We start from the raw sequence: 26,129 nt of genomic DNA, 5'->3' as shown, positions 1-26,129 counted from the left end.
CGCGGCGTCCCGGTCCTGACGCCGCGGCGTTCCGGTGCACTGGCGCTGTGGTGCTCGGTGCTGTGGTGTCCCGGCGTCGCCGCGGCGCGGGCGGCTCGCCCGGCTGCCGTCGGTCGCGGGGATCGGGGGCCGGGCACGGGGATGCCGTCGCAGCCGCCGATCAGCGCGGTACCGGGTGCTTTCCGGGGCCGGGCCTGGTCGGGACCCGGCACCCTGGAAGGTCAAGGCGCGTGCATGACAACGCCGTACGGGAATGGAAGCGCTCCCACTGGTGCCGCCGACCGTAGCGCCGCCCTCCCGTCAGGCAACAGAGGGAGGGCAGGATTTTTCTTTCGAACTTCTTCGACTCTTCAAGCACCTTGACCCCGCATCGCCCCCTCCCCATAGTGGGAGCGCTCCCACTGGTTCAAGGCTTGTCACCCCCACCTCCCGCCCCACTGAGCCGCTAGGAGAGACACCCGCATGTCGCCAGGACCACGTACGCGTCACCGGGGCCGGCTGACCACCGCCCTGGCCGCGGTCCTCGCCCTCCCCCTGGGCCTGACCGCGGCCAATTCGTCCCCCGCCGAAGCGCGCGCCGCAGCCGTGCAGTGCGGCGTCGACTACAAGACCAACGACTGGGGCTCCGGCTACACCGCCGAGCTGACCCTCACCAACCGGGGCACCGAGCCCATCGACGGCTGGACCCTGCGCTACGACCAGACCGGCAACCAGCAGCTGACCAACGGCTGGAACGGCACCTGGTCGCAGTCCGGCAAGACTGTCACCGTCACCAACGCGGGCTGGAACCGCACCGTCGCCGCCGGCCAGGCCGTCACCACCGGCGCCCAGTTCACCTACAGCGGCGCCAACGCCGCTCCCACCGTCTTCACCGTCAACGGCACCGTCTGCGGGGCCGCCCACCAGCCGCCCATCGCCGTGCTGACCAGCCCGGCGCCGGGCGCCACCTACACCGCGGGCGACCCGGTCCCGCTGGCCGCCACCGCGGCGGCCGCCGACGGCGCCACCATCGCCAAGGTGGAGTTCTACGACGACACGACCCTGCTCGGCACGGACACCACCTCGCCCTACACCTTCACCGCCCAGGGCCTCGCCGCCGGCACCCACTCCCTCTACGCGAAGGCGTACGACAGCCGGGGCGCCGCCGCCGAGTCCGCACCCGTCGGCATCACCGTCGCCGCCGGGCCGGCCCTCGTCGCCACCCCGGCGCAACTCCCCGTGCGCCAGGGCCAGTCGGCGACCTTCGACGTGAAGCTGTCCACCCAGCCGGCCGCGAACGTCACGGCCACGGTCGCCCGCACCTCCGGGACCACCGGCCTCACCGCGAGCCCCACCACGCTCACCTTCACCCCGGCCAACTGGAACACCGCCCAGAAGGTGACCGTCACCGCCGCCGCGACCGGCACCGGCTCGGCCGTCTTCGCCGTGACCGCCCCCGGCCACGCCAAGGCCGAGGTCACCGCGACGCAGCTCGACGGCGACTCCACGTACGACGCCCGGTTCCTGGCCATGCACGCCAAGATCACCGACCCGGCGAACGGCTACTTCTCACCCGAGGGCATCCCGTACCACTCGGTCGAGACGCTCATCGTCGAGGCGCCCGACCACGGCCACGAGACGACGTCCGAGGCGTACAGCTACCTCATCTGGCTCCAGGCCATGTACGGCAAGGTCACCGGCGACTGGACCAAGTTCAACGGCGCGTGGGACACCATGGAGAAGTACATGATCCCCACCCGCGCCGACCAGCCGACCAACGACAAGTACAACCCGTCCAAGCCCGCCACCTACGCCCCCGAGCACGACCTGCCGACGCAGTACCCGGCCCGCCTCGACTCCGGTGTCCCCACGGGCTCCGACCCGATCGCCGGTGAGCTGAAGGCCGCGTACGGCACGGACGACGTGTACGGCATGCACTGGCTCCAGGACGTGGACAACGTGTACGGCTTCGGCAACGAGCCCGGCAAGTGCTCCGCGGGGCCGGCCGCCACGGGCCCGTCGTACATCAACACCTTCCAGCGCGGCCCGCAGGAGTCCGTCTGGGAGACCGTCACCCACCCGACCTGCGACAACTTCACCTACGGCGGACGCAACGGCTACCTCGACCTGTTCACCGGGGACGCCTCCTACGCCAAGCAGTGGAAGTTCACCAACGCCCCCGACGCCGACGCCCGCGCCGTCCAGGCCGCCTACTGGGCCGACATCTGGGCCAAGGCGCAGGGCAAGGGCTCCGCGGTCTCCGGCGTCGTCGCCAAGGCCGCCAAGATGGGCGACTACCTGCGGTACTCGTTCTTCGACAAGTACTTCAAGAAGTCCGGCAACTGCGTCGGACCCACCACCTGCCCCGCCGGCACCGGCAAGGACAGCGCCCACTACCTGATGTCCTGGTACTACGCCTGGGGCGGCGCCACCGACACCTCCGCCGGCTGGGCCTGGCGCATCGGCTCCAGCCACGCCCACAGCGGCTACCAGAACCCGCTCGCCGCGTACGCGCTCAGCGAGTACGCCCCGCTCAAGCCCAAGTCGGCGACGGGCGCCCAGGACTGGGCCACCAGCCTGGACCGGCAGGTCGAGTTCTACCGCTGGCTCCAGTCCGCCGAGGGCGCCATCGCGGGCGGCGCCACCAACAGCTGGCAGGGCCGCTACGCCACCCCGCCGGCCGGCACGCCCACCTTCTACGGCCTGTACTACGACGAGAAGCCGGTCTACCACGACCCGCCGTCCAACCAGTGGTTCGGCTTCCAGGCGTGGTCGATGGAACGGGTCGCCGAGTACTACCACCAGAGCGGTGACGCCCTGGCCAAGAGCGTCCTCGACAAGTGGGTCGACTGGGCCCTGTCGGAGACGACCGTCAACCCGGACGGCACCTTCCGCTTCCCGTCCACCCTCCAGTGGACCGGCAAGCCCGACACGTGGAACCCGGCATCGCCCGGCGCCAACACGGGCCTGCGCGTCACCGTCGCCGACTACACCAACGACGTCGGCGTGGCCGCCGCCTACGCCAAGACCCTGACGTACTACGCCGCCAAGTCCGGCGACGCGGACGCCAAGCGGGTCGCCAAGGCCCTCCTCGACGGCATGTGGCAGCACCACCAGGACCCGCTGGGCATCGCCGTCCCGGAGACCCGCGCCGACTACAACCGGTTCGACGACCCGGTGCACGTGCCGAGCGGCTGGACCGGCACCATGCCGAACGGCGACCGGATCGACTCCGCGTCCACCTTCGCCTCGATCCGCTCCTTCTACCAGGACGACCCGGCCTGGTCGAAGGTCGAGGCCTACCTGAAGGGCGGCGCCGCGCCGGTCTTCACGTACCACCGGTTCTGGGCGCAGGCGGACATCGCCCTCGCCATGGGTTCGTACGCGGAGCTTCTCGAATAGCCCCGCGCTGACTCCGCGTACGTCACCAGCCGGGTGGGCCGCGCCCGCGGCCCACCCGGCTTCCGTCTGCGCGCCCCCGGTACGCCCCGGGCGCATCCCCCGCGCGCCCCGCACGCCGCGTACGCCGCGTACGCCCCCCGCGCGTCCCCGAGAGGAGCACCGTGCGCACCAAGTGGAACCTGCTCACCGGGCTGGCCCTGGCGGCCGCCCTCCTCACCACCGCCCCGCCCCCCGCCGCAGAGGCCAAGCCCCCGCCGGCCCCCGCCCCCGCGCCGCTCGCCGCCGACACCTACACCTGGAAGAACGTCCGCGTCGACGGCGGCGGCTTCGTCCCCGGCATCGTCTTCAACCGCTCCGAGAAGGACCTCGCCTACGCCCGCACCGACATCGGCGGCGCCTACCGCTGGCAGCAGTCCACCAAGACCTGGACGCCGCTGCTCGACCACATCGGCTGGGACCGCTGGGGCCACACCGGGGTCGTCAGCATCGCCACCGACTCCGTCGACCCGGACCGCGTGTACGCCGCCGTCGGCACGTACACCAACAGCTGGGACCCCGGCAACGGCGCCGTCCTGCGCTCCACCGACCGGGGCGCCACCTGGCGCACCGCCGACCTGCCGTTCAAGCTCGGCGGCAACATGCCCGGACGCGGCATGGGGGAGCGCCTGGCGATCGACCCGCACCGCAACAGCGTCCTCTACCTCGGCGCGCCCAGCGGCCACGGCCTGTGGCGCTCCACCGACTCCGGCGCCACCTGGTCGAAGGTCACCGCCTTCCCCAACCCCGGGAACTACGCCCAGGACCCGTCCGACACCAGCGGCTACGCCTCCGACAACCAGGGCGTCGTCTGGGTCACCTTCGACGAGTCCACCGGCACGCCCGGCAGCGCCACGAAGACCATCTACGCGGGCGTCGCCGACAAGGAGAACGCCGTCTACCGCTCCACCGACGCGGGCGCCACCTGGAGCAGACTGCCCGGCCAGCCGACCGGACTCCTCGCCCACAAGGGCGTCCTCGACGCGGTGAACGGCCGGCTGTACCTGGCCTACAGCGACACCGGCGGCCCGTACGACGGCACGGACGGCGCGGTCTGGCGGTACGACACGAGGACCGGCGCCTGGCGGGACATCACGCCCGACGCCGACCCGTACTACGGCTTCAGCGGTCTGAGCGTCGACCGGCAGCGGCCCGGCACGGTCATGGTGACCGGCTACAGCTCCTGGTGGCCCGACACGCAGATCTTCCGGACCACCGACGGCGGGGCGACCTGGACCCGGGCGTGGGAGTTCACCTCGTACCCGAGCCGCACCAACCGCTACACCATGGACGTGTCCTCCTCGCCCTGGCTGAGCTGGGGCGCCCAGCCCTCGCCGCCCGAGGAGGCCCCGAAGCTCGGCTGGATGACGGAGGCCCTGGAGATCGACCCGTTCGACTCCGACCGGATGATGTACGGCACCGGGGCGACCGTCTACGGCACCGAGGACCTCACCCGGTGGGACACCGGCGGCAAAATCACCATCAGGCCGATGGTGCGGGGCCTGGAGGAGACCGCCGTCAACGACCTGGTCTCCCCGCCGTCCGGCGCCCCGCTGATCAGCGCGCTCGGCGACATCGGCGGCTTCCGCCACACGGACCTCACCAAGGTCCCGTCGATGATGTTCACCTCCCCGAACTTCACCAGCTCCACCAGCCTCGACTACGCCGAGGCCAGGCCCGACACGGTCGTCCGCGTCGGGAACCTCGACTCCGGGCCGAGGATCGCGTTCTCCACGGACAACGGCGCCAACTGGTTCGCCGGGCAGGAGCCGCCGGGCGTCTCGGGCGGCGGCACGGTCGCCGCGGCGGCCGACGGCAGCCGGTTCGTGTGGAGCCCGGACGGGGCCGGGGCGCACACGACGAGCGGCTTCGGCGCCGCGTGGACCGCGTCGCGCGGCATCCCCGCGGGCGCCGTCGTGGAGTCCGACCGGGTCGACCCCAAGCGCTTCTACGGCTTCAAGTCCGGGACGTTCTACGTCAGTACGGACGGCGGCGCGACCTTCACCGCGGCGGCGACCGGCCTGCCCGCCTCCGGACCCGTCCGCTTCAAGGCCGTACCGGGCCGGGCCGGCGACATCTGGCTCGCGGGCGGCCAGAGCGGCGCGTACGGGCTGTGGCGCTCCACCGACGCGGGCGCCACGTTCACGAAGATCCGGGGCGTGGAGGAGGCCGACACGATCGGCTTCGGCAAGGCCGCGCCCGGCGCGACGTACGACACGCTCTACACGAGCGCGAAGATCGGCGGCGTACGCGGCATCTTCCGCTCCACGGACGCGGGCGCGAGCTGGACGCGGATCAACGACGACGCCCACCAGTGGGGCTGGACCGGCGCGGCCATCACCGGCGACCCGCGGATCTACGGCCGGGTGTACGTCGCCACGAACGGCCGGGGCATCGTCTACGGCGACACGGCAGGCACCCCCACGGACCCGCCGGGCCCCACGGACCCGGCGGCGTGCGAGGCCGCCTACAAGGTCACCCACCAGTGGCAGGGCGGCTTCCAGGCAGACGTGACCGTCACGAACACCGGCTCGGCGGCCTGGGACGGCTGGCGCGCCGGATGGACCTTCCCCGACGGGCAGCGCGTCACCCAGGGCTGGAACGCCGAGTTCGCCCAGGCCGGCGCGGACGTGGCCGTCACCAACACGGGCTGGAACGGAAGGGTCGCGCCGGGCGGGACGGTCGCGTTCGGGTTCACCGGCACGTGGTCGGAGGCGAACAGGCCCCCGACCACGATCAGTGTGAACGGCCGCCCCTGCCGGGCGGCGGCTACGGGGTCGTGACCGAGGGCCGGGGTGCCGTGCGCATCCCGGCCCCGATGTGGAAGCCCGGGTGCGGGGGCTGGTTGTAGCCGGTGTTCTGCCAGGCCAACCCCGTCCGGTACATCGGGTCGTGCAGCAGGGTCGTGATCCTCGTGTCCGTCGGGTGCGGGGTCGAGTGGATCCGCAGCGCCCGGTTGTCGGACGTGCGCCACACGATCTCCTCGCGCCAGTCGCCGAGGAGGTCGCCGGAGAGGGCCGGGGTGGCCTTGGAGCCGTTGTTGGCGGCGACCCCGGTGCCGGTCAGCAGCCGCGTGTCGCCGTCCGGCCCGTACTTGTCGACGCGGGTGCCGTCGAGCAGTTCCCGGCTCGGGTCGCCGTCCCACCAGGCGAGGAAGTTCACCGCCGAGGGGCGGCGGCCCTTCACCGCGCCGCCCTCGTCGCGGATGCTCCCGCCGGACGTGGACCACACCTCGGCGCCGTCGTTGCCGGACCAGATGTCCCCGGCGACGCCGCGCCCGTTGTCGCAGCAGGCGGCGAGCTTCCAGCGGATCGCGCCGTTGGCCGGGTTGATGTACAGCTCGGCGGGCTGGCTCGGCGACTCCGACACCTTGAAGTACTCCAGTCCGGGCGTGGCCGGGTCGTGGTCGCCGAGGTGCTGGGCGTCGCCGTGACCGGTGCGGGTGGTCCACAGGCCGCCGCCGTCGTCGTCGACGGCCATGGAGCCGTACACGATCTCGTCGCGCCCGTCGCCGTCCACGTCGCCGACGGACAGGCTGTGCGAGCCCTGCCCGTCGAAGCCGCGGCCCGCGTTGGTGGAGGAGTTCGTGTCGAACGTCCAGCGGCGGGTGAACCGCCCGTCGCGCCAGTCCCAGGCGGCGATGACGCTGCGCGTGTAGTAGCCGCGCGCCAGGATCAGCGAGGGCCGGGCCCCGTCGAGGTAGGCGGTGCCCGCGAGGAACCGGTCGACGCGGTTGCCGTAGGAGTCGCCCCAGGAGGAGACGGTGCCGCGGCCGGGCACGTAGTCGGTGGTGCCGAGCGCGGCGCCGGTCCGCCCGTCGAACATGGTCAGGTACTCGGGTCCGGCCAGCACGTAGCCGCTCGCGTTGCGGTGGTCGGCGGTGGCGCTGCCGATGACCCGGCCGGTGCCGTCGCGGGTGCCGTCGGCGGTCTTCATGGCGACCTCGGCGCGGCCGTCGCCGTCGTAGTCGTACACCTGGAACTGCGTGTAGTGCGCCCCGGAGCGGATGTTGCGCCCGAGGTCGATCCGCCACAGCCGCGTGCCCTCCAGGGTGATCCCGTCGACGACGGTGTTCCCCGTGTAGCCCGCCTGGGAGTTGTCCTTGGCGTTGGTGGGCTGCCACTTGAGGACGAAGTCGAGGTCGCCGTCGCCGTCGAGGTCGCCGACGGAGGCGTCGTTGGCCTCGTACGTGTAGGCGACGCCGTCCGGGGTGGTGCCCCCGGCGGGCGGGCTGAGCGGCACGTCCTTGTACCCGGCCCGGAACTGGACGGCGTGCGGCGAGTCGCCCTGCTCGACGCCTCCGACGACGGCCCGGACGGTGTAGTCGGCGTGGCTGGGGGCGCCGGCGTGGAAGTAGTTGGTGGAGCCCGTGATGGGCGCGGCGTTCACCTTCGTACCGGCCCGGTAGAGGTTGAAGGCCACGTTGTCGGGGTCGGTGCCGAGCCAGCGCCAGCTGACGAGGTTGCCGGTCCCGGTGTGGACGCTGACGAGCCCCCGGTCGAGCCGCTCGACCTGGCGGGCGGCGAGCGCGGTGGCGGCGGCGTCCGAGGCGGCGGCGTCCGAGGCGTCGGCGGGGAGCCCGGCGAACACGAACGCGGCGGCCCCGGCGAACGCGACGGCACCGAGCCCGCGGCGCGTCTTCCTGTGCTGCACGGTGATTCCTCCTGGGGGGAGAGGACGATGGCACCCCCAAGTCGCCACCACCCCGGGAAGGGTTGCCGGGCCACGCGCGGCGGCACCCGGCCGGTGCGGCCCGCGCCGGTGCCTAGGACAGCGCGGCGAAGTCGTCCACGAGGCCGAGGAGCGTGCGGGCCAGCCGCCGGGCGTGCTCCGCGGGCGGTACGGCACCGGGGCGTGCGGCCAGCAGCACGCGCGCCTCGCGGGCGTCCACCTCGGCCCAGAACCGGGCGGGGTCCCGCGGGGGCCGGGTGCGGGCGGCGTCCTCCACGGCGGGGACCAGTACGGCGAACATGCCCCGGAGCGCGAGGAGCAGCACCGCGACCTCGTCCTCGCCGGGCGCGTCCCCCAGGCGGAGCACCCGCTGCGCGGCGGCGCGCATGCCGTCCGTGTCCGGGACCGGCGCCCCGCTCACCGCCCGCCCTCCCGCTCCCCGCACAGCGGACACGAACAGGGCGGGAACTCCGTCGACCAGGCCGGGCCCTCGGCGGGCTCGATCTCCCGCCGCTCCCGCACGGTGGTGACCCTGCCGTCCGCCTGGACGCGGTACACCCGCAGGGTCATGCCCCCGCTCTCCTTCTCGGGCACGTCGGCTCCTCCACACATCGACCACGCCCCGGCACCGTGCCGGTGGCGCCGGGGTCTCGCTTCTCTGGGCAGTTACGTGGACCGGACGCCCACGCTGAAGGCGTGCAGGCGCTCGACGTCGTCCACGGCGACCGACTCGGCGTCGGTCACGACTCCTTCGGCCCGCCGGGCTTCCAGCAGGGCGGTGACACAGGGCCACGCGGACTCCGCGGTGCCGTCGCCGTCGGAGGGGAACTCGGCCACGATCGTCCAGTCCCTGGCCTGGGCGTAGCGGCGGAGGCCGTCCAGCGCCGTGCCGTAGAGGACGACGCGGACCCGTGAGACGCGGCTCGGTGCGATGGGATGTATGCCGTTCGCTGCGTCAGCGAGGCACGCCTTCCTGATGCGCTGCTGGCGGGTTCGGGTCATGGGTCCACGATCCCGCCGACGCGTCGCGGAATGAAGAAGCGGCCCGTACGACCCTGACGTTTCGTCAACTGGGGAGTCGTACGGGCCGTATGGCGGTACGGGTTTCAACCGGACGGGGTCGTACGGCGCGTACGACTACAGGGCCGTGCGGGCGTTGGCGGGGGCGAAGCCGCTCGGGCCGGTACCGGGGATGCCGCCGCCGAGCAGTTTGGAGACGCGGCGCAGGCGGGCCGTCGAGCCCTTGCCGACCTTCTGGACGATGATCGACGGCAGTGCCTGGTGGCGGGCCCAGTGGGGCGCCTTGGCGAGGGCCTGCTCCAGGGTGTCGAGCGAGGCGTCCCACAGCTTGGCGTCGGCCTGCGCCATGGCCTTGTCCATCGCGTACCGGTGCCGCGCCGCCTCCGCGAGGGCGCCCTCGTGCTCGGGGGCGATGTCCTTGATGAGGTTCAGCGCCTTGCCCGTCTGGCCGAGCGCCACATTGATCCCGACGGCCTGCGTCGCGGCGGTCACCGGGCCGAACACCGTGCCGTGGGCGCGGGCCTCCGCCCCCATGCGCGCCCCGGTCGCGTGCGACTGGGACAGGTAGTCCTTCACCCGTTCCCTGTCGCCCATGCGGGAGGCGACCACGGCGGCGAAGTTGATGTGGGACCCGTACGCCACCAACTGCCCGGTCGTCGCCCGGGAGAACCGCGGCTCGATGTCCGTCGCCGCGCGCTCCGCCAGGGTCAGCGCCTCCGGCAGCCGCGCGTCGCGGAGGTACACCCAGGAGCGGCCCGACATGACGAGCGCCCGGCGCAGGTCGTCCCCGGCCCGCTCGGCCGCCGTCTGGGCGTGGCCGATCGCCGCGTACGCGAGGTCACGCGCGCCCAGCAGGTTGGCGACGTAACCGGCGAGCCGGTAGCCGTCGGCCAGGAGGCCCCAGGCGGCGGCCTCTTCACCGGCGGGCTGTTCGCGGAGCAGGGCCGCGGCTTCGGCCAGCAGGGGCGCCGCGAGCGCGCCGGCCTCGACGTACCGGCCCTGCCAGTACAGGTCCCAGGAACGACGGCAATTTTCGGAGACCTCGTCGACGCCGGGCGCGGTCCCGCCGTCGGGGAGCACCCCGGCGGCGATGTCGTGCACGGCCCTCGACAGGGCCCGCATCATCGCGCGGTCGTCCTGCTCCATGGCGCGGCGCGGCGCGGACTGGCCGAGGACGACGGACGTGTCGACGCCGAGGGCGTTCGCGATGAGCAGCAGCGTCTGCAGCGTGAGGCGCTTGTCCTGTTCGGCGTGCTGAATGGTGGGGACGGACAGGCCGGTCATCTCGGCGAGGTCGGACTGGCGGATGTCTCTACCGCGAAGGATCTTGATCCGTTCGCCAGTGGTGTAGTCACTCCAGCGGGGCATACTGCACTCCGTTCCTAGCGTCCACGGGAACGGTACCCACGCGCGGTGGCCTTCCGCGCCCGTGGAGTAGGGGAGTTGACGCGGCTGGAGGCGCCGGGGCCGTTCCGGCGTGGGGCCGACGTGCGGGCCTGGCCGCCCGCATCGACGCCATCGCCCGTGCTCACGGTGCCGAACCGGTGGACGGCTGAGGGGAGGGGGCTGCTCGGCCGTTCGGGTGAGGGGTGCGGGTCCCGTGAGTGGGGGACCCAGGGGGCTGCTCCCGTGTCATGTGACGTACGCCATAGTGCCGCTCGGGCCGGGCTCGTCGTCGGTGACGGGGGCGGGGAATGGCGAAAGGCCCGGTCCGCCTGCGCGGACCGGGCCTTTCCGGTGGGGTGAGTGACGGGACTCGAACCCGCGGCATCCTGGACCACAACCAGGTGCTCTACCAGCTGAGCTACACCCACCATGTCCGGTCGTTTTCCTGACCGGCCGAGAAAAAGTGTACAGGGTTCTGGAGGGTGCTCGCGCACACGTTTCCCCGGGGCCGGTCCGGCGCCGTTCCCGAGCAGGTCGGGCGCCGGACCAGGGGGCCGCTCTCCGGTGCCGCGGCCCGGCCGCGGGCCGGCCGCGGGCGGGGCTCCGGAGAGCGGCCCGGTGGCTACGGGCGCGGCTCGGGCGGCAGGACGTGGCGGGCCGCGATGGTCTTCGCGGTCTCCGAGTCCGGACCGGGCTGCGGCACGAAGATCGCCTCCCGGTAGTACCGCAGCTCCGCGATGGACTCGCGGATGTCGGAGAGCGCCCGGTGGTTGCCGTTCTTCTCCGGACTGTTGAAGTACGCCCTCGGGTACCAGCGCCGCGCCAGCTCCTTCACGGAGGAGACGTCCACGATCCGGTAGTGGAGGAACGTCTCCAGCGTGGGCATGTCACGGGCGAGGAAGCCGCGGTCGGTGCCGACCGAGTTGCCGCACAGCGGGGCCTTGCCGGGCTCCTTGACGTGCTCGCGGATGTACGCCATGACCTGCGCCTCCGCGTCCGCGAGGGTGGTGCCGCCCGCGAGCTCGTCGAGGAGTCCGGAGGCGGTGTGCATCTCCCGCACCACGTCCGGCATCGTCTCCAGCGCCGCCTCCGGCGGGCGGATGACGATGTCCACGCCCTGTCCGAGCACGTTCAGTTCCGAGTCGGTGACCAGCGCGGCCACCTCGATGAGTGCGTCGGACGTCAGCGAGAGCCCGGTCATCTCGCAGTCGATCCACACCATGCGATCGTTCATGCGTCCACCTTAAAGGGGCCGCCGGTGAGGGGGACGTGTCGTGCTCCCCTCACCGGCGGCCCCTTCGAGGACTGCCGTGTCCCGCGGTTACGGCGCGCTGCGCTGGCCCGGCAGCGACGCCCGGCCGGACGTCAGCGCGTCCAGGTGCGGCTTGCCCGGCTCGCCGCCGCCCATGCCGGCCGCGGCGCCCGCCGTGGGCCGGCGCAGACCGGGCCCGTGCCCGCCGGGGCCCGCGTGGCCGCCGCCCGAGCCCTGCGGCGGCACGACCGCGTCGCTCATCGCCGACGCCCCGTCGCCCTGCGGGCGGCGCGCCCGGTACGCGGCCCGGTACGCCGCCGGGGACGAGCCCAGCTGCCGCCGGAAGTGGCCGCGCAGTGCCACCGGCGAACGGAAGCCGCAGCGGCCCGCGACCTCGTCCACCGAGTAGTCGGACGTCTCCAGCAGCCGCTGCGCCTGGAGCACCCGCTGGGTGATCAGCCACTGCAGCGGCGCGCTGCCGGTCAGCGAGCGGAACCTCCGGTCGAAGGTCCGCCGGCTCATGTACGCCCTGGCCGCCAGCGTCTCCACGTCGAACTGCTCGTGGAGGTGCTCCAGCGCCCACGCGACGACCTCGGCGAGCGGGTCGGCGCCGATCTCCTCGGGGAGGGACCGGTCCAGATACCGCTCCTGGCCGCCGCTGCGGCGCGGTGGCACGACGAGCCGCCGGGCGAGCGCGCCGGCCGCCTCCGTGCCGTGGTCGGTCCGCACGATGTGCAGACACAGGTCGATGCCGGCCGCCGTCCCCGCGGACGTCAGCACGTCGCCGTCGTCCACGAACAGCTCCCGCGGGTCCACATGGACCGACGGGTAGCGCTTCGCGAGCGTCGGCGCGTACATCCAGTGCGTGGTGGCGGGCCGCCCGTCCAGTAAGCCGGCGGCGGCCAGCACGAAGGCACCGGTGCACAGGCCGACGATCCGGGCGCCCTCCTCGTGTGCGCGGCGCAGCGCGTCGAGCGCCTCGGCGGGCGGCGGCGAAGTGATCGACCGCCATGCCGGTACGACGACGGTGCCCGCTCTGCTGATCGCCTCCAGGCCGTACGGTGCGGAGAGTTCGAGTCCCCCGGTCGTGCGCAGTGGCCCGTCCTCGCCCGCGCAGACCAGCAGCCTGTATCGCGGGACTCCGGCGTCCTGGCGGTCAACCCCGAACACCGACAGTGGGATGGAACTCTCGAAGATGGGGCCGCCGCTGAACAGCATGACGGCGACGACCTCGCGACGGCGGCGTCCGGACAGTTTGCGTCCGGTCTCCGGTGCGGCGGAGTCCTGGCTCATGACGCTAAGCCCCCCTCGGTGTTCGCGTCTCCTAGGTCCTGTCGCTCCTGCACGTTTCCCCTCGGTTTTGCACGAGACCCCGTTCTCCGATACTCATGATCGAATCTACTGCGTCCCGCAGTGCCGGAGTGACAAGTTCCGGAACCGGCACTATGTCGACAAGGCAACTTGGCGCGAAGCATTCGATCACGAAGCGTTTCACTCCCGGGGCCCCGCAGGGAAGTGGGTCTCGCACTCATGGCCCATCCGCGTAGGGTGCGCGAGGCGTCTGCGGCCCTTATCTCCCAGGTGGCAAGGGGCTTTGCAGGCCATTTCGGTGCGGGGTGGTGGGGTCCGGGAAGTTGGCTGAAAACATACGGGTGCGCGTGTGCGAACCCGTCCCCGCGCCCGGGGCTTCTCCGCGGCGCCCCACGCCCCGGCCCCGGGGTCCGGCCGCCCGGGCCCGTCCCGTCGCGCCCCGCCGGCTCCGCCGGGTCCCCCGCCCCCCGCTCCCGGAGGCCGCGCCCCCGCTCCCAGGCGCCCGCCGGGCGGGCGCGCCCCCGGCGCCTGCCCGCCCGCGGGTGCCGCGCTGGTCCTCCGCTGCCCGGATGTGCCGCTTCTACACCCGTGAAGCCGCCCCCGGCCGGAGGGGCGGAGCGCGCCCGGACGCGCGGCGGACGGATACGGGTGCGGGCGCGTCCGCGCGCCGGGGCCCGCCGCGCGCCACCGGGTCCGGCCTCCAGGGGCGCGGGCGGAGGGTGAGGGGCGCCTCGCGCGGCAGCGGCGGCGGCTCGCGGCAGCGGACCGGGGGCCGGGGCGCCGGTCACTCACGGGGACCGAGGGGTTACCCTGAGGCGCTTGTAGGGGCCAAGCGGCGTTGCGCCGGGGCCCCGCCTCGTGCATGCTCCCTGGAACGCCCCTGGGCACGAGAGGAGTGGCGCCGTACCCTTGGGGGTATGGGGTTGGGAAGATGATTCCCGGACACAGCTCCGCTTCCAGCAGTCCCTTGAACCCTCCCCACAAGGACTTTCTTCGCCGAGACACCCATGGCCGGTCACGAACTCCCTGAACCAGCCGACCGCAGGCAGGTCGCCGATTCGACGGTCGACCCCCTCGCGGCGGCAGACACGCGTCATGCCTGTGACCCCGCGTTCCAGCACGGCGTCGTCGTCGGCTTCGACGGCTCGACCTCCAGTGAGCGGGCGCTCGCCTACGCCATCGGCATGGCGCGCAGGTCCGGCTCCGGGCTGATCATCGTGCATGTCGCCAACCGCCTCCCCACCACCGTCTGGGCCGGCTGCGAGCCGCCCGTCTTCGTGGACGTCCCCGACCACCGCACCGAGGTCCTGGGCCTGGAGCTGGCCTGCGCCGACCACCTGTCCGACGTGCCCTGGGTCCTGGTCGAGCGCGGCGGCGACATCTGCCACGAGCTGGAGGAGGTCGGCCGCGAGTACTCCGCGGACGCCATCGTCGTCGGCTCCACCCACGGCCTCGTCGGCCGCATCTTCGGCTCCGTCGCCGGCCGGCTCGTACGGCGCGCCCGTCGGCCGGTCATCGTCATTCCATAGCCGACCGTAAATAGTTTACGAATGAATTAGGCCACCCGGCCGCCGCTCGCCGTGTCCGGCGTCCACCGGCCCGAGGCCGCTGCGCGCCGTGCCGCCCGGGAGCGCCCGGGACCCCGGGCTCACACTCCGGGCCTACGGTGACCCTCCGTCAACCCGCCCTGGTCGTACGGCGGATCAGCCCGCGGACCGACGGCCTCGATACCAGGGGGTGACGCCCCCGGGCCCGCGCCCCGCCTAGCGTCCTGGCCATGAAGTCACCCCGTACGCTCCGCACGGCCGCCGCAGCGGCCCTCGTCATCGCCCTCACCGCCACCGCCGCCCCGGCCGTCGCCCAGAGCCAGAGCCAGAGCCACAGCCAGGCCCAGGCCCAGGCGCAGGCACGGCCGCAGGCCGTCCAGACCGCCGTCCAGGAGGCCCCGGCCGCCGCCGGGCTCGTGCTGCCCCGGCCCACCGGGGCCCACCCCACCGGGCGGGAGACCCTCCACCTCGTGGACCGCTCCCGTGCCGACCTGTGGATGCCCGAGCGGCGCCGGGAGCTGATGGTCGACATGTACTACCCGGCCCGCCCGTCGGCCGGCACGCCCGCCCCGTACGCCGACCCGCGCGAGGCGAAGCTGCTGGTGGAGGGCATACCGGGCAGCCCCGCCGGCGCCGTCGCCAAGCTGGCCGCGACCCGCACCCACAGCGTCGCCGGGGCCCGCCCGCAGCGCGGCAAACACCCGCTCGTCGTGCTGTCGCCCGGCTTCGGCGCGCCCCGCTACACGCTGACCACCCTCGCCGAGGACCTCGCCAGCCGGGGCTACGTCGTCGCCCTCGTGGACCACGCCTACGAGTCGCGCGGCACGGTGTTCCCCGGCGACCGGCTGCTCACGTGCGTGGCCTGCGAGAAGGCCGAGACGCTGGAGGACATGCGCAAGGCCACCGTGCAGCGCGGCCAGGACATCGCGTTCCTGCTGGACCGGCTGACGGGGCCGCGCCCCGCCTGGCGGTACGCCTCCCTCATCGACCGGAAGCGGATCGGCGCCGCCGGGCACTCCCTGGGCGGCGCGGCCGCGGCGTCCGCCATGGCGCGCGACCCGCGGGTGCGGGCCGGGATCAACATGGACGGCACCTTCGGGGACCCCGTACCGGCCGACGGGCTGGACGGGCGGCCGTTCATGATGCTCGGCACCCACACGGACACGCACCTGCCGGACGGCCAGGACCCGACGTGGGGCGAGGCGTGGCGGAACCTCGACGGCTGGAAGCGCTGGCTCAGCGTCGAGGGCACCGACCACATGACCTTCTGCGACGCGCCGCTCCTCTTCGACCAGCTGGGCATCCCGTACGACACGCCGACCCCGCCCACCATCCGCGCGGAACGGGCGGTCGAACTGGTCCGGGTCTACACGGCGGCCTTCTTCGACCTGCACCTGCGCGGTCTGCCGCAGCCGCTCCTCGAAGGCCCCGCGGCGGCCAACCCGGAGGTCCACTTCAACGCCCCGGCCGACTGAGCCGTCCGCGGCGGCCCCTGGGGGCGGAGCACGCCGTTCCTCGCGTACGGAAACGCCCTGGCAGGGCGGTGCGCCCCGGTCGGCCCGCAGGTCGGCCGGGGTGGCCGGGGCGGCCGAAAGGCGGTGGGCCGCCAGGGCGGGCACTTGTCGGGCACCCGTGCCGCTGACAGTCTTCCGGCGCGCGCCCTGCGGCGGCCGGGGCACGGGCCAGACCCCCGGTCGGCCCCCCACCCGTTGGCTCTGCCCGATGGACCAACCGATCAGGAGTGCCCGCCATGCCGCGTACGACATCCCGTGTGCCCCGCGCGCTGCCCGCCGCCACGGCGACGGCCGCCCTCGCCCTCGCCACGGCCCTCGCCGGGCCCGCCCCGGCCGCCGCCGCCCCGGCCCCCGGCGCCCGCGCCGCCGCGTCCGGCTTCTGGGCGTGCACCGTCCCGTCCGGCCACACCTACTCCGCCACCCGCAGCACCCTGAGCTGCTCCACCGGCGGCGGCTTCCGCACCGAGTACTACGTCCAGCCGCCGGCCGACAACCTCTGGGCCTGCACCACCATGCCCGGCTTCACCTACAGCGCCACGCAGAGCACCCTCGACTGCTCCACCAGCGGCGGCTTCCGGACCAAGTACCTCCTGCGCACACCCGTGACCGGCCTGTGGGCGTGCACCGTCCCGTCCGGCTTCACGTACACGAGCACGCAGAGCACCCTCGACTGCTCCACCAGCGGCGGGTTCACCACCAAGTACCTGCTGCGCGCCCTGTAGGACACGAGCGGGGGCCGGCCGCTCGCGGTGAGCGGCCGTCCCCCACCCGCGTTGGCTCCGCCCGATGGACGAACCGATCAGGAGTGCCCGCCATGCCGCGTACGACATCCCGTGTGCCCCGCGCACCGCTCGCCGCCCTCGCCGCGGCCGCCGTCGCCGGGGCCCTCGCCACGGCGACCGCCCCGGCCGCCGCCGCCCCGGCGCCCGAAGCCCGCACCGCCGCCCAGGCCCCCGTCGCCGCCCCGGCCGCCGAAACCGGGACCACCGGGGCCACCTCAGGCTTCTGGGCCTGCACCGTCCCGTCCGGCTACACCTACACCGCCTCCCGCGCCTCCTACACCTGCTCGGGAGGGGCCAGTTACCGGACGACCGAGTTCTACGTGGAGCCGCCCGCCGAGGGCCTGTGGGCCTGCAGGACCGTGTCCGGCTACACCCACACCGCGGTCATGAGCAGCCACACCTGCTCCGGCGGCGGCAGCTACACGACCAGCCAGTTCCTGCTGTACAAGCCCGTGACCGGCATGTGGGCCTGCTCCGTGCCGTCCGGGTTCACGTACACGGCCACCCAGCAGAGCCACACCTGCTCCGGCGGCGCGAGCTACACCACGACCCAGTTCCTGCTGCGCGCCCTGTAGACGCCGGGGGCCCCGGACCCGGACGCGCTGCGGCGTCCGGGCCCGGGGCCCCTTGGGCGGGTGCCGCCTACTCGACCGTGACGGACTTGGCGAGGTTGCGCGGCTTGTCGATGTCGCGGCCCATGGCGAGCGCCGTGTGGTACGCGAACAGCTGCAGCGGGATGCCCATGAGGATCGGGTCCAGCTCGTCCTCGTTCTTCGGCACGACGATGGTGTGGTCGGCCTTCTCCTGCGGCTGGTGCGCGACGGCGAGGATGCGGCCGCTGCGGGCCTTGATCTCCTCCAGCGCGGCGCGGTTCTTCTCCAGCAGGTCGTCGTCCGGGACGATCGCGACGGTCGGCAGCGCAGGCTCGATCAGGGCGAGCGGGCCGTGCTTCAGCTCGGAGGCCGGGTACGCCTCGGCGTGGATGTACGAGATCTCCTTGAGCTTCAGGGAGGCCTCCAGGGCCACCGGGTAGCCGCGCACCCGGCCGATGAACATCATGGACTGGGCGCCCGCGTACTCGGCGGCCAGCTCCTTGATCTCGTCCTCCAGCTTGAGGATCTCGCTGATCTGCTCGGGCAGGCGGCGCAGGCCCTCGATGATCCGCTTGCCGTCCGTGACGGACAGGTCCCGGATGCGGCCCAGGTGCAGGGCGAGCAGCGCGAACGCGACGACCGTGTTGGTGAAGCACTTGGTGGAGACCACGCACACCTCGGGGCCGGCGTGGACGTACACGCCGCCGTCGGCCTCGCGGGCGATGGCGGAGCCGACGACGTTGACGACGCCGAGGACGCGGGCGCCCTTGCGCTTCAGCTCCTGCACGGCGGCGAGCACGTCGTACGTCTCACCCGACTGGGAGACGGCGATGTACAGGGTGTCGGGGTCCACGACCGGGTTGCGGTAGCGGAACTCGGAGGCCGGCTCGGCGTCCGCGGGGATGCGGGCCATGCCCTCGATGAGGCTCGCGCCGATCATGCCGGCGTGGTACGAGGTGCCGCAGCCGAGGATCTTGATGCGGCGGATCGTCCGGGCCTCGCGGGCGTCCAGGTTCAGACCGCCCAGGTGGACGGTGGAGAACCGGTCGTCGATGCGGCCGCGCAGCACGCGGTCCACCGCGTCGGGCTGCTCGGAGATCTCCTTGTGCATGTACGTGTCGTGGCCGCCCATGTCGTACGAGGCGGCCTCCCACTCCACGGTCTCCGGGGTCGCGGTGGTGGTCGCGCCGGAGGTGGTGTACGTGCGGAAGTCGTCGGCCTTCAGGGTGGCCATCTCGCCGTCGTTCAGGGTGACGACCTGGCGGGTGTGGGCGATCAGGGCGGCGATGTCGGAGGCGACGAGCATCTCCTTCTCGCCGATGCCGAGGATCACCGGGGAGCCGTTGCGGGCGACGACGATGCGGTCGTTGAAGTCCGCGTGCATGACGGCGATGCCGTAGGTGCCCTCGACGACCTTCAGCGCCTCGCGGACCTTCTCCTCCAGGGTGGTGGCCTGGGAGCGGGCGATCAGGTGGGTGATGACCTCGGTGTCGGTCTCGGAGGCGAAGACGACGCCGTCCGCCTCCAGCTTGGCGCGCAGCTCGGCGGCGTTGTCGACGATGCCGTTGTGGACGACGGCGACCTTGTTCTCCGGGTCCAGGTGCGGGTGCGAGTTGACGTCGCTCGGCGCGCCGTGGGTGGCCCAGCGGGTGTGCGCGATGCCGGTGGTGCCGTTGAAGCGCTTGGGGAGCTTGGCCTCCAGGTCGCGGACCCGGCCCTTGGCCTTGACCATCTTCAGGCCGGACGACTTCGGGCTGGTGATGACCATGCCCGCGGAGTCGTAACCCCGGTACTCCAGCCGTGCCAGACCTTCGAGCAGCAGCGGAGCGACATCACGCTTACCGATATAACCGACAATTCCGCACATAGAGTTGGTAACCCCTCCTGGTTTCGGGTGTGTGCCCGGTGGTCCGGTGGTGGACCGGGCGGGCCGGTGGACCGGTGGGCCGGTCCGGCCGGTCAGCCGTAGACGATGCGGCGCAGCTGGCGGAGCGAGAGCTCCGGCGGCGCCACCGCGCGGTGCGGCAGCTCCGCCGCGATGCGCTCGAAGATCTCCGAGTTCACCGCGCCGGCCGCCTGGAGCTCCCGGTGGCGGCGGCGGACGAACTCCTCCGTCGTCTCGTCGAAGTACGCCAGCACGTCGAGCACCACCCGGGCGGCCTCACCGCGCTGGAGCGCGGTGCTGCGCACCAGGTGGTCGATGAGGTCGTCATGCGACGGGCGGCGATCGAGCACCCGTAGATACTGAGGGTTCGGAGGGCCACTTCGCAAGAAATCTGCCCGCAATCGGGCAGGAAACCGCGTGATCGGCAGTGTGAAGCCGCTTGGTCTAGACCGCGCCGCCCTGGAATGGGCGATTCCGGGGGAGCTTACCGGGACGCCGCCGGGAGGGGAACGGGGACGCCGGGGTGCCGTGGCAGCGGCGAAGCCGGGGTCCGCGGGAGGACCGTCTCCCGCGGACCCCGGCTGCCGGCCGGGGAGCCCGCCGGGCCGCCCGGTGCCCCCGGAGGGGCGGGGCGGCCCGGCGGGCGGGGCACCGCTACGGGCGGTGCTTGGCGAGCGGGTTGGCGAGCGTGCCGATGAGCTGGAGGGCCGCCGACGGGTCCGCCAGGTCCACCATCTGCTTGTTGTTCCGCAGCTGGAGCCGGTTCAGGCAGGACAGCGTGAACTCGTCCGCGAAGATGTCGTACCGGGCGAACTTCTCCGCCAGCTCCGGACGGGACTGCTGGTACGCCGTGACGCACTCGGCGACCGTCGCCCAGAACGTCTCCTCGTCCAGCACGCCCTCGGCGTCCAGCGTGGCGCCCAGGAAGCGGAAGAAGCAGTCGAAGACGTCCGTGAAGACCGACAGCAGCTTCTGGTCCTCGGGCACCTCGACCCGGATGCGCTCCACGGCCGGCGGCAGCACCGCGTCCGGGTCCATGACGACGATCTCCTCGGCGATGTCCTTGAAGATCGCCCGCTGGACCGTGCCGTCCTCGATGACCAGGATCACGTTCTCGCCGTGCGGCATCCACGCCAGGTCGTAGGCGTAGAAGGTGTGCAGGACCGGCAGCAGGTAGGCGTCCAGATAGCGGCGCAGCCACCGGTCGGGGGCCAGCCCCGACTCGGCGATCAGCGCGCCCGCGAACGAGGCGCCCTCGTGGTCCGTGTGGAGCAGCGACGCCATCGTGGCCAGCCGCTGGCCCGGCTCCAGGGACGGCACCGGGCTCTCCCGCCACAGCGCGGCGAGCATCTTGCGGTACGGCGAGTACCGGTCGGTGGCCGCCTCGTACTCCAGGTGCCGGTAGCCGACCGCGGCGCGCTCCCGGATGATCGAGAACCGGGCGGCGCGCAGTACGCCGTCCTGGTCGATCAGTTTCGCCAGCCAGTCGTTGATGGCGGGCGTGGCCTCCATGTACGCGGCGGACAGGCCCCGCATGAAGCCCATGTTCAGCACGGACAGGGCCGTCTTGACGTAGTGCTTGGCCGGGTCGGAGGTGTTGAAGAAGGTGCGGATCGACTGCTGCGCGAGGTACTCGTCGTCGCCCTCGCCGAGGTAGACCAGCCGCTGCCGGGCGATCTCGGCGGCGAAGGTCACCGTCAGCTTGTTCCACCACTGCCACGGGTGGACCGGCACCAGCAGGTAGTCCGCCGGGTCCAGGCCCCGCTCGGTGAGCGTCCGGGCGAAGCCGTCGACGGTCGCGTCGCCCAGCTCGGCGCGGATGAAGCTGTCGTACTCGATGTCCGCGCCGGCCGTGAAGGCGGTGCGGTCCCGGTGCGCGGCCAGCCAGACGAGCCGCAGCGGGCTCGCCGCCTCCGGCGCGTAGGCGTGGTACTCGTCGCCGCCGAAGCCGAGGCGGCCGTTGTTGGCGACGAAGCAGGGGTGGCCCTCGGTCATGCCGGTCTCGACGGCCTGGAAGCCGGCCTTCGCCAGTTCGGCGGCGGTGACCGGCGGCTTGGCGGACTTGTACGCCGTGCCGGCCAGCGTCGAGGAGATCTCCTCCAGGTACACGGGGAGGATCTCGTCGCTCAGGCCGAGCGCCCCGCGCAGCTCGATGACGAACTCCAGCGCGTCGACCGGCAGCTCGGCGCCGTCGCGGTGGCGGCTGATGGAGTCGGCGTACACCTGCCAGTGGTCCAGGGCGAACCGGCCGGCGGTGAAGCGGTACTCGGTGGCGCCGTCGTCGCTGAGGACCCGGTACCGGCCCTCGCCGAGCGGCTGCGGGTCGAGCAGCCGCTCGTGGGAGAACTCGGCCAGCGCCTTGCGGACGAGGAGGCGGTTGGCGTGCGCCCAGCGCTCGGGGGTGAGGTGGGCGACGGCGTCGGCGGTGCGGTACGCGGCGGTGCTCATCGGGCGGCTCCCACGGCCGCCTCGAACGCCTCGCGGGTGCAGACGCTCAGCAGGGCCTCTTTCTCGGGCTTGGCGATCTTGTCGACGGGGACGAAGCCGACGGCCTCGTTCAGGGCGTGGACGGCGGTGTTGCGCACGTCGGGCTCGACGACGACCCGCTTGACGGCAGGGTCGCGGAACAGCTCGGCCATCACGGCGGTGATCACCGCGCGGGTGAAGCCGTGGATGGGCGTGTCGGTCGGGGCGACCAGGAAGTGCATGCCCACGTCGCCGGGCTCGGGGTCGTACAGGCCGACCAGCTCGACCTTCGCGGGGTCGTAGCGCTCCATGAGGAACGCCGGCTCGCCGTCGTGGAGGCCGAGGAAGGCGTCGTGGTGCGGGTGGGCGGCGATGGCCATGTAGTCCCGCTCGACGTCCTCCAGGCGGTGGTCCTGCATCAGCCAGTAGGCCGCCTTGGGGTGGGTGACCCAGCGGTGCACCAGCTCGGCGTCCGCGAGCGGGTCGAGCGGGCGGAACGTGAGGGTGCCTATGCCGGAGGTGCCGGTGGTGCCGGTGGTGCTCATACGGTGAACTCCTGGAACGCGATGGACTTCTCGACGGGGTAGTACTCGGTCCCCAGCAGCTCGCGGATGATGTAGGAGTTGCGGTACGCCCCCATGCCCAGGTCCGGCGAGGTGACGGAGTGGGCGTGGACGCCGCCGTTCTGCAGGAAGACCCCGCGCCCGGTGACGTCGACGGAGTAGTTGCGGGCGATGTCGAACCTGCCGTGCCCGTCCCACTTGAGCCGGTCGCGCACCGGCTCCAGGAAGTCGGGGACGCGGTACTTGTAGCCGGTGGCCAGGACGAGGCCCTCGGTGCGGATCTCGTAGTCCTTGCCCTGCTCCTCCTGGCGCAGGCCCAGCGTGTACGTGCCGGCCGCCTCGTCGTACGAGGCGGTGTTCAGGGAGGAGTTGGTGAGCAGGCGGGTGGGGACGGGGCCGCCGGTCTCGACGTTCTTCTGGTACAGCAGGTCGAAGATGGCGTCGATGAGGTCGCCGTTGATGCCCTTGAAGAGGCCCTTCTGCTGGGACTCCAGCCGGTAGCGGGTCTCCTCGGGCAGGGCGTGGAAGTAGTCGACGTACTCGGGGGACGTCATCTCCAGCGTGAGCTTGGTGTACTCCAGCGGGAAGAAGCGCGGGGAGCGGGTCACCCAGTTCAGCTGGTAGCCGTGGACGTCGATCTCGGAGAGCAGGTCGTGGTAGATCTCCGCCGCGCTCTGGCCGCTGCCGACGAGCGTGATGGACTTCTTCGCCTTGAGGGCGTCGCGGCTCTGCATGTACCGGGAGTTGTGCAGCAGGTCGCCGCCCAGGCCCTCGCACGCCTCGGGGATGTACGGCGGGGTGCCGGTGCCCAGGACGAGGTGGCGGGCGCGGAAGGTGTCGCCGGCGTCGGTGTGGACCGCGTACAGCTCGCTCGCCTCGTCGTACTCGACGCGGGTGACCGTGGTGCCGAAGCGGACGTTGCCCAGCTTGGCGGCGGCCCAGCGGCAGTAGTCGTTGTACTCGGCGCGCAGCGGGTAGAAGTTCTCCCGGATGTAGAACGAGTACAGCCGGCCCTTCTCCTTCAGGTAGTTGAGGAAGGAGTACGGCGACGTCGGGTCGGCGAGGGTGACGAGGTCCGACATGAACGGCGTCTGGAGGTGGGCGCCGTCGAGGAACATCCCCGAGTGCCACTCGAAGTCCGGCTTCGACTCCAGGAACAGCCCGTCGAGCTCCTCGATGGGCTCGGTGAGGCAGGCGAGCCCCAGGTTGAACGGACCCAGTCCGATCCCGATGAGGTCAAGAGGCGTGGACAAGGTTCTCTCCCAGGTACTGCTCGGCGTGGCCGGCTATCAGATCGAGGACGGCGGCGATGTCGTGCGCGGTCGTCTCGGGGTTGAGCAAGGTGAACTTGAGGTACTGGCGGCCGTCGACCTTCGTACCGGCGACGACGGCCTCGCCCGACGCGAACAGCGCCTTGCGGGCGTGGAGGTTGGCGCGGTCGACCTCCTCGGGGGAGGCGCCGGCGCCGGGGACGTAGCGGAAGACCAGGGTGGACAGCGAGGGGCGGACCACCACGTCGTAGCGCGGGTCGGCGGCCAGCAGGCCGTAGCCCTCGGCGGCCAGGTCGCACACCTCGTCGAACAGCTGCCCGACACCGTCGGCGCCCATGACGCGCAGGGTGAGCCACAGCTTGAGCGCGTCGAAGCGGCGCGTCGTCTGGAGCGACTTGTCGACCTGGTTGGGGATGCGCTCGGCGACCGTGCGGCGCGGGTTGAGGTAGTCCGCGTGGTACGTGGCGTGGCGCAGCGTCGCGGCGTCGCGGACGAGCACGGCCGAGGAGCTGACCGGCTGGAAGAACGACTTGTGGTAGTCGACGGTGACGGAGTCGGCGCGCTCGATGCCGTCCAGGAGGTGGCGGCGGGTGGGGGAGGCGAGCAGCCCGCAGCCGTAGGCCGCGTCGACGTGCATCCAGGCGCCGTACTCGGCGGCGAGGGCGGCGATCTCGGGCAGCGGGTCGATGGAGCCGAAGTCGGTGGTGCCGGCGGTGGCGACGATCGCCATCGGCACGAGGCCCTCGGCGGCGCAACGGGCCAGCTCGGCGGCGAGGACGACGCTCTGCATGCGCTTGTCGCCGTCGCAGGGGATGGAGACGACGGCCGACCGGCCGAGGCCGAGGAGCTGCGCGGACTTCTGGACGCTGAAGTGGCTGCACTCGGAGGTAAAGATGCGCAGCTTCGTCAGGTCGTCCGTCTTGGCCTCCTCGCGGGCCAGCAGCAGCGCCTGGAGGTTGGACTGGGTGCCGCCGCTGGTGAACACGCCGTCGGCGGACGGGCCGAGGCCGATGCGCTCGGCGGTCCAGTCGATCAGGCGGCGCTCGATGAGCGTGCCGCCCGCGCTCTGGTCCCAGGTGTCCATCGAGGAGTTGACCGCCGACAGGACGGCCTCGCCGAGCACGGCGGGGATGACGACCGGGCAGTTGAGGTGGCCCAGGTAGCGCGGGTGGTGGAAGTAGACGGCGTCGCGGAGGTAGAGCTCCTCCAGCTCGTCCAGCGCGGCGGACGTGTCGCCGAGGGGCCGGTCGAGGTCGACGGCGGAGACGGCCGGCGCCAGGTCGTCGGGGGTGGCGCCGGTGAACGGGCGCTTCGTGGTGGCGAGTTTGCGCGCCACCCGCTCGACTCCTTCGGTGACGGAACGTCGGTACTGCTCCGCCGTCGCGTCGTTGAGCAGGTGCGAGCGCATGCGACATCCTCCCGGATGCGGGGACTTGGGCGTCCCTCGGGAACGAAAGTGAGGGGCGAGGGACGTTGTACCTCGTTAGGTTAGCCTAACCTAACTTGATGTTGCAACGTCGCTCGCCCCTCACCGGAACGTGCGTCAACCGCGCGTGCGCGTACGGCGGTCGGCCGGGCGCCTACGCCTCGGCGTCGGCCTCGGGGGCCTCGCGCAGGGCGTCCTCGCTGACGCCCTTGCGCCAGTATCCGACGAACGTGACCCGCCGGCGATCGAACCGGCGCTCGTTCACGAAGTGCCGGCGCAGCGCCTTCACCGAACCGGACTCGCCCGCCAGCCACACATACGGCGCGGCGCCCGACACCTCGGCCGCGCGGACGGCCTCGACGGCCGGGGGAGCGCCCTCCTCCCGTACGAGCCAGGTCACCGTCGCGTCGGCGTCGGTGCGCAGCTCCAGCCGGTCCCCGGCGTGCGGGACCTCCAGCCACACCTGCGCCCTCGTGCCGGCGGGCAGCCACTCCAGGATCGCCGAGGCGGCGGGCAGCGCCGTCTCGTCGCCCCACATCAGCACCTCGTCGGCGTCCTCGGGCAGCTGGAAGCGCACGCCGGTGTTGTCCGCCACCGCCGGGCCCAGCACGGCCACGCGGTCGCCCTCGGACGCGGCCAGCGCCCAGCGGCACGCGGGGCCGCCGTCCTCGTGGACGGCGAAGTCGATGTCGACCTCCGTCGTGCCGTCGGCGCCGCGGCGCTGCTCGCGCACGGTGTACGAGCGCATGACCGCCCGCACGTCGTCCGGCATGGCCCGCCACGCGCCCAGCGCCCCGTACAGGTCGCCGTCCACGACGGGCGGCAGGACCGGCTCGGGCTGGCCCGGGTGCGGCAGGAACAGCGACAGGCTCTGGTCCCGGCCGCCGGAGGCGAAGCCCGAAAGGTCCTCGTCGCCGGCGCCGGTGAAGGTCACGCGGATCAGCGACGGGCCGAGCCGCCGCGTCGCCACGACCTGGAGGGGGAAGAAGTTGAACGGCAGTGCGGCGGTCTCGGCGGTCGTCATG

20 protein-coding genes and 1 tRNA gene are annotated in these 26,129 nt (G+C 72.7%); 6 read left to right on the top strand and 15 right to left on the bottom strand.

The features are described from left to right. Positions 1-462 precede the first annotated feature (462 nt). Both ACSUPT_RS09860 and ACSUPT_RS09855 read left to right on the top strand, forming a co-directional pair. A complete protein-coding gene (locus ACSUPT_RS09860) occupies positions 463-3,381 on the top strand; it encodes a glycoside hydrolase family 48 protein (RefSeq protein ID WP_365727095.1) in 2,919 nt (972 codons plus the stop codon). 161 nt (positions 3,382-3,542) lie between these two features. Then, positions 3,543-6,200 (top strand): cellulose binding domain-containing protein, encoded by a 2,658-nt coding sequence (locus ACSUPT_RS09855; protein WP_436944067.1) that lies wholly within the window; start codon positions 3,543-3,545, stop codon positions 6,198-6,200. Here ACSUPT_RS09855 and ACSUPT_RS09850 read toward each other — a convergent pair. The 8 genes from ACSUPT_RS09850 to ACSUPT_RS09815 all read right to left on the bottom strand — a co-directional run bounded on the left by ACSUPT_RS09850 (position 6,187) and on the right by ACSUPT_RS09815 (position 13,039). Beyond that, positions 6,187-8,070 (bottom strand): rhamnogalacturonan lyase, encoded by a 1,884-nt coding sequence (locus tag ACSUPT_RS09850; protein WP_436944066.1) that lies wholly within the window; start codon positions 8,068-8,070, stop codon positions 6,187-6,189. The genes ACSUPT_RS09855 and ACSUPT_RS09850 overlap by 14 nt on opposite strands. Positions 8,071-8,182: 112 nt before the next feature. Continuing rightward, positions 8,183-8,509, bottom strand: coding sequence for a DUF6415 family natural product biosynthesis protein (locus ACSUPT_RS09845; RefSeq protein ID WP_436944065.1), 327 nt, complete (start codon positions 8,507-8,509; stop codon positions 8,183-8,185). Beyond that, entirely contained in the window at positions 8,506-8,682 is a 177-nt protein-coding gene (locus tag ACSUPT_RS09840) for a hypothetical protein (RefSeq protein ID WP_436944064.1), read from the bottom strand. The genes ACSUPT_RS09845 and ACSUPT_RS09840 overlap by 4 nt, the downstream gene beginning before the upstream one ends. 72 nt (positions 8,683-8,754) lie before the next feature. Beyond that, the gene (locus ACSUPT_RS09835) at positions 8,755-9,090 is read right to left on the bottom strand and encodes a hypothetical protein (protein ID WP_399219275.1); all 336 of its coding nucleotides are present in this window, start codon (positions 9,088-9,090) and stop codon (positions 8,755-8,757) included. A 135-nt stretch (positions 9,091-9,225) separates the two neighbouring features. Continuing rightward, positions 9,226-10,476 carry a helix-turn-helix domain-containing protein gene (locus ACSUPT_RS09830; RefSeq protein ID WP_436944063.1) on the bottom strand — a complete coding sequence of 417 codons (1,251 nt, stop codon included), beginning with the start codon at positions 10,474-10,476 and terminating at the stop codon, positions 9,226-9,228. Between the two features lie 370 nt (positions 10,477-10,846). Further along, positions 10,847-10,922: transfer RNA gene (locus ACSUPT_RS09825), tRNA-His, on the bottom strand. Positions 10,923-11,116: 194 nt separating this feature from the next. Beyond that, positions 11,117-11,728 (bottom strand): oligoribonuclease, encoded by a 612-nt coding sequence (orn, locus tag ACSUPT_RS09820; RefSeq protein ID WP_351967736.1) that lies wholly within the window; start codon positions 11,726-11,728, stop codon positions 11,117-11,119. 87 nt (positions 11,729-11,815) lie between these two features. Then, positions 11,816-13,039 (bottom strand): helix-turn-helix domain-containing protein, encoded by a 1,224-nt coding sequence (locus tag ACSUPT_RS09815; protein WP_351967737.1) that lies wholly within the window; start codon positions 13,037-13,039, stop codon positions 11,816-11,818. A gap of 1,025 nt (positions 13,040-14,064) precedes the next feature. On the opposite strand from ACSUPT_RS09815, the gene ACSUPT_RS09810 reads away from it, so the two are divergent. The 4 genes from ACSUPT_RS09810 (at position 14,065) to ACSUPT_RS09795 (ending at position 17,475) form a co-directional block, all read left to right on the top strand. After that, positions 14,065-14,586: a universal stress protein gene (locus ACSUPT_RS09810; RefSeq protein WP_351967738.1), complete on the top strand. Its 522-nt coding sequence runs from the start codon at positions 14,065-14,067 to the stop codon at positions 14,584-14,586. A gap of 248 nt (positions 14,587-14,834) precedes the next feature. Beyond that, positions 14,835-16,079: an alpha/beta hydrolase family protein gene (locus ACSUPT_RS09805; protein ID WP_436944062.1), complete on the top strand. Its 1,245-nt coding sequence runs from the start codon at positions 14,835-14,837 to the stop codon at positions 16,077-16,079. 275 nt (positions 16,080-16,354) lie between these two features. Continuing rightward, entirely contained in the window at positions 16,355-16,840 is a 486-nt protein-coding gene (locus ACSUPT_RS09800) for a hypothetical protein (protein WP_361655126.1), read from the top strand. Between the two features lie 92 nt (positions 16,841-16,932). Then, positions 16,933-17,475, top strand: coding sequence for a hypothetical protein (locus ACSUPT_RS09795; protein WP_361655123.1), 543 nt, complete (start codon positions 16,933-16,935; stop codon positions 17,473-17,475). Positions 17,476-17,542: 67 nt separating this feature from the next. Here the strand turns inward: ACSUPT_RS09795 and glmS are convergent, their stop codons facing one another. The 7 genes from glmS to ACSUPT_RS09760 form a co-directional block, all read right to left on the bottom strand. Next, on the bottom strand, positions 17,543-19,360 hold the full coding sequence (glmS, locus tag ACSUPT_RS09790) for a glutamine--fructose-6-phosphate transaminase (isomerizing) (protein ID WP_361655120.1): 1,818 nt from the start codon (positions 19,358-19,360) through the stop codon (positions 17,543-17,545). A 92-nt stretch (positions 19,361-19,452) separates the two neighbouring features. Beyond that, positions 19,453-19,728 carry a hypothetical protein gene (locus ACSUPT_RS09785; protein ID WP_010472110.1) on the bottom strand — a complete coding sequence of 92 codons (276 nt, stop codon included), beginning with the start codon at positions 19,726-19,728 and terminating at the stop codon, positions 19,453-19,455. A gap of 304 nt (positions 19,729-20,032) precedes the next feature. After that, positions 20,033-21,826, bottom strand: a complete 1,794-nt coding sequence (locus tag ACSUPT_RS09780; protein WP_365726187.1) for an IucA/IucC family protein — start codon at positions 21,824-21,826, stop codon at positions 20,033-20,035. Continuing rightward, positions 21,823-22,389, bottom strand: coding sequence for a GNAT family N-acetyltransferase (locus tag ACSUPT_RS09775; RefSeq protein ID WP_361655114.1), 567 nt, complete (start codon positions 22,387-22,389; stop codon positions 21,823-21,825). The genes ACSUPT_RS09780 and ACSUPT_RS09775 overlap by 4 nt, the downstream gene beginning before the upstream one ends. Then, positions 22,386-23,660 carry a lysine N(6)-hydroxylase/L-ornithine N(5)-oxygenase family protein gene (locus ACSUPT_RS09770; RefSeq protein WP_351967745.1) on the bottom strand — a complete coding sequence of 425 codons (1,275 nt, stop codon included), beginning with the start codon at positions 23,658-23,660 and terminating at the stop codon, positions 22,386-22,388. Before ACSUPT_RS09770 ends, ACSUPT_RS09775 begins: the two co-directional genes overlap by 4 nt. Beyond that, positions 23,644-25,086, bottom strand: coding sequence for a pyridoxal phosphate-dependent decarboxylase family protein (locus ACSUPT_RS09765; RefSeq protein WP_351967746.1), 1,443 nt, complete (start codon positions 25,084-25,086; stop codon positions 23,644-23,646). Before ACSUPT_RS09765 ends, ACSUPT_RS09770 begins: the two co-directional genes overlap by 17 nt. A 172-nt stretch (positions 25,087-25,258) precedes the next feature. After that, complete coding sequence (locus tag ACSUPT_RS09760) at positions 25,259-26,128, bottom strand: siderophore-interacting protein (protein ID WP_365726184.1); 870 nt, start codon at positions 26,126-26,128, stop codon at positions 25,259-25,261. Position 26,129: the final 1 nt, after the last annotated feature.

This window comes from Streptomyces sp. SudanB25_2051 (assembly GCF_964272635.1).
Lineage (GTDB): Bacteria > Actinomycetota > Actinomycetes > Streptomycetales > Streptomycetaceae > Streptomyces.
The sequence above is the reverse complement of the archived record's forward strand: the minus strand, read 5'-3'. Positions and strand labels throughout refer to the sequence as shown.

Bases quoted from the DNA above. Each gene is read 5' to 3' on its own strand.
- ACSUPT_RS09860 (WP_365727095.1), top strand. From the start codon at position 463: ATGTCGCCAGGACCACGTACGCGTCACCGGGGCCGGCTGACCACCGCC.
- ACSUPT_RS09835 (WP_399219275.1), bottom strand. From the start codon at position 9,090: ATGACCCGAACCCGCCAGCAGCGCATCAGGAAGGCGTGCCTCGCTGAC.
- ACSUPT_RS09830 (WP_436944063.1), bottom strand. From the start codon at position 10,476: ATGCCCCGCTGGAGTGACTACACCACTGGCGAACGGATCAAGATCCTT.
- orn (WP_351967736.1), bottom strand. From the start codon at position 11,728: ATGAACGATCGCATGGTGTGGATCGACTGCGAGATGACCGGGCTCTCG.
- ACSUPT_RS09815 (WP_351967737.1), bottom strand. From the start codon at position 13,039: ATGAGCCAGGACTCCGCCGCACCGGAGACCGGACGCAAACTGTCCGGA.
- ACSUPT_RS09810 (WP_351967738.1), top strand. From the start codon at position 14,065: ATGGCCGGTCACGAACTCCCTGAACCAGCCGACCGCAGGCAGGTCGCC.
- ACSUPT_RS09805 (WP_436944062.1), top strand. From the start codon at position 14,835: ATGAAGTCACCCCGTACGCTCCGCACGGCCGCCGCAGCGGCCCTCGTC.
- ACSUPT_RS09800 (WP_361655126.1), top strand. From the start codon at position 16,355: ATGCCGCGTACGACATCCCGTGTGCCCCGCGCGCTGCCCGCCGCCACG.
- ACSUPT_RS09795 (WP_361655123.1), top strand. From the start codon at position 16,933: ATGCCGCGTACGACATCCCGTGTGCCCCGCGCACCGCTCGCCGCCCTC.
- glmS (WP_361655120.1), bottom strand. From the start codon at position 19,360: ATGTGCGGAATTGTCGGTTATATCGGTAAGCGTGATGTCGCTCCGCTG.
- ACSUPT_RS09780 (WP_365726187.1), bottom strand. From the start codon at position 21,826: ATGAGCACCGCCGCGTACCGCACCGCCGACGCCGTCGCCCACCTCACC.
- ACSUPT_RS09775 (WP_361655114.1), bottom strand. From the start codon at position 22,389: ATGAGCACCACCGGCACCACCGGCACCTCCGGCATAGGCACCCTCACG.
- ACSUPT_RS09765 (WP_351967746.1), bottom strand. From the start codon at position 25,086: ATGCGCTCGCACCTGCTCAACGACGCGACGGCGGAGCAGTACCGACGT.
- ACSUPT_RS09760 (WP_365726184.1), bottom strand. From the start codon at position 26,128: ATGACGACCGCCGAGACCGCCGCACTGCCGTTCAACTTCTTCCCCCTC.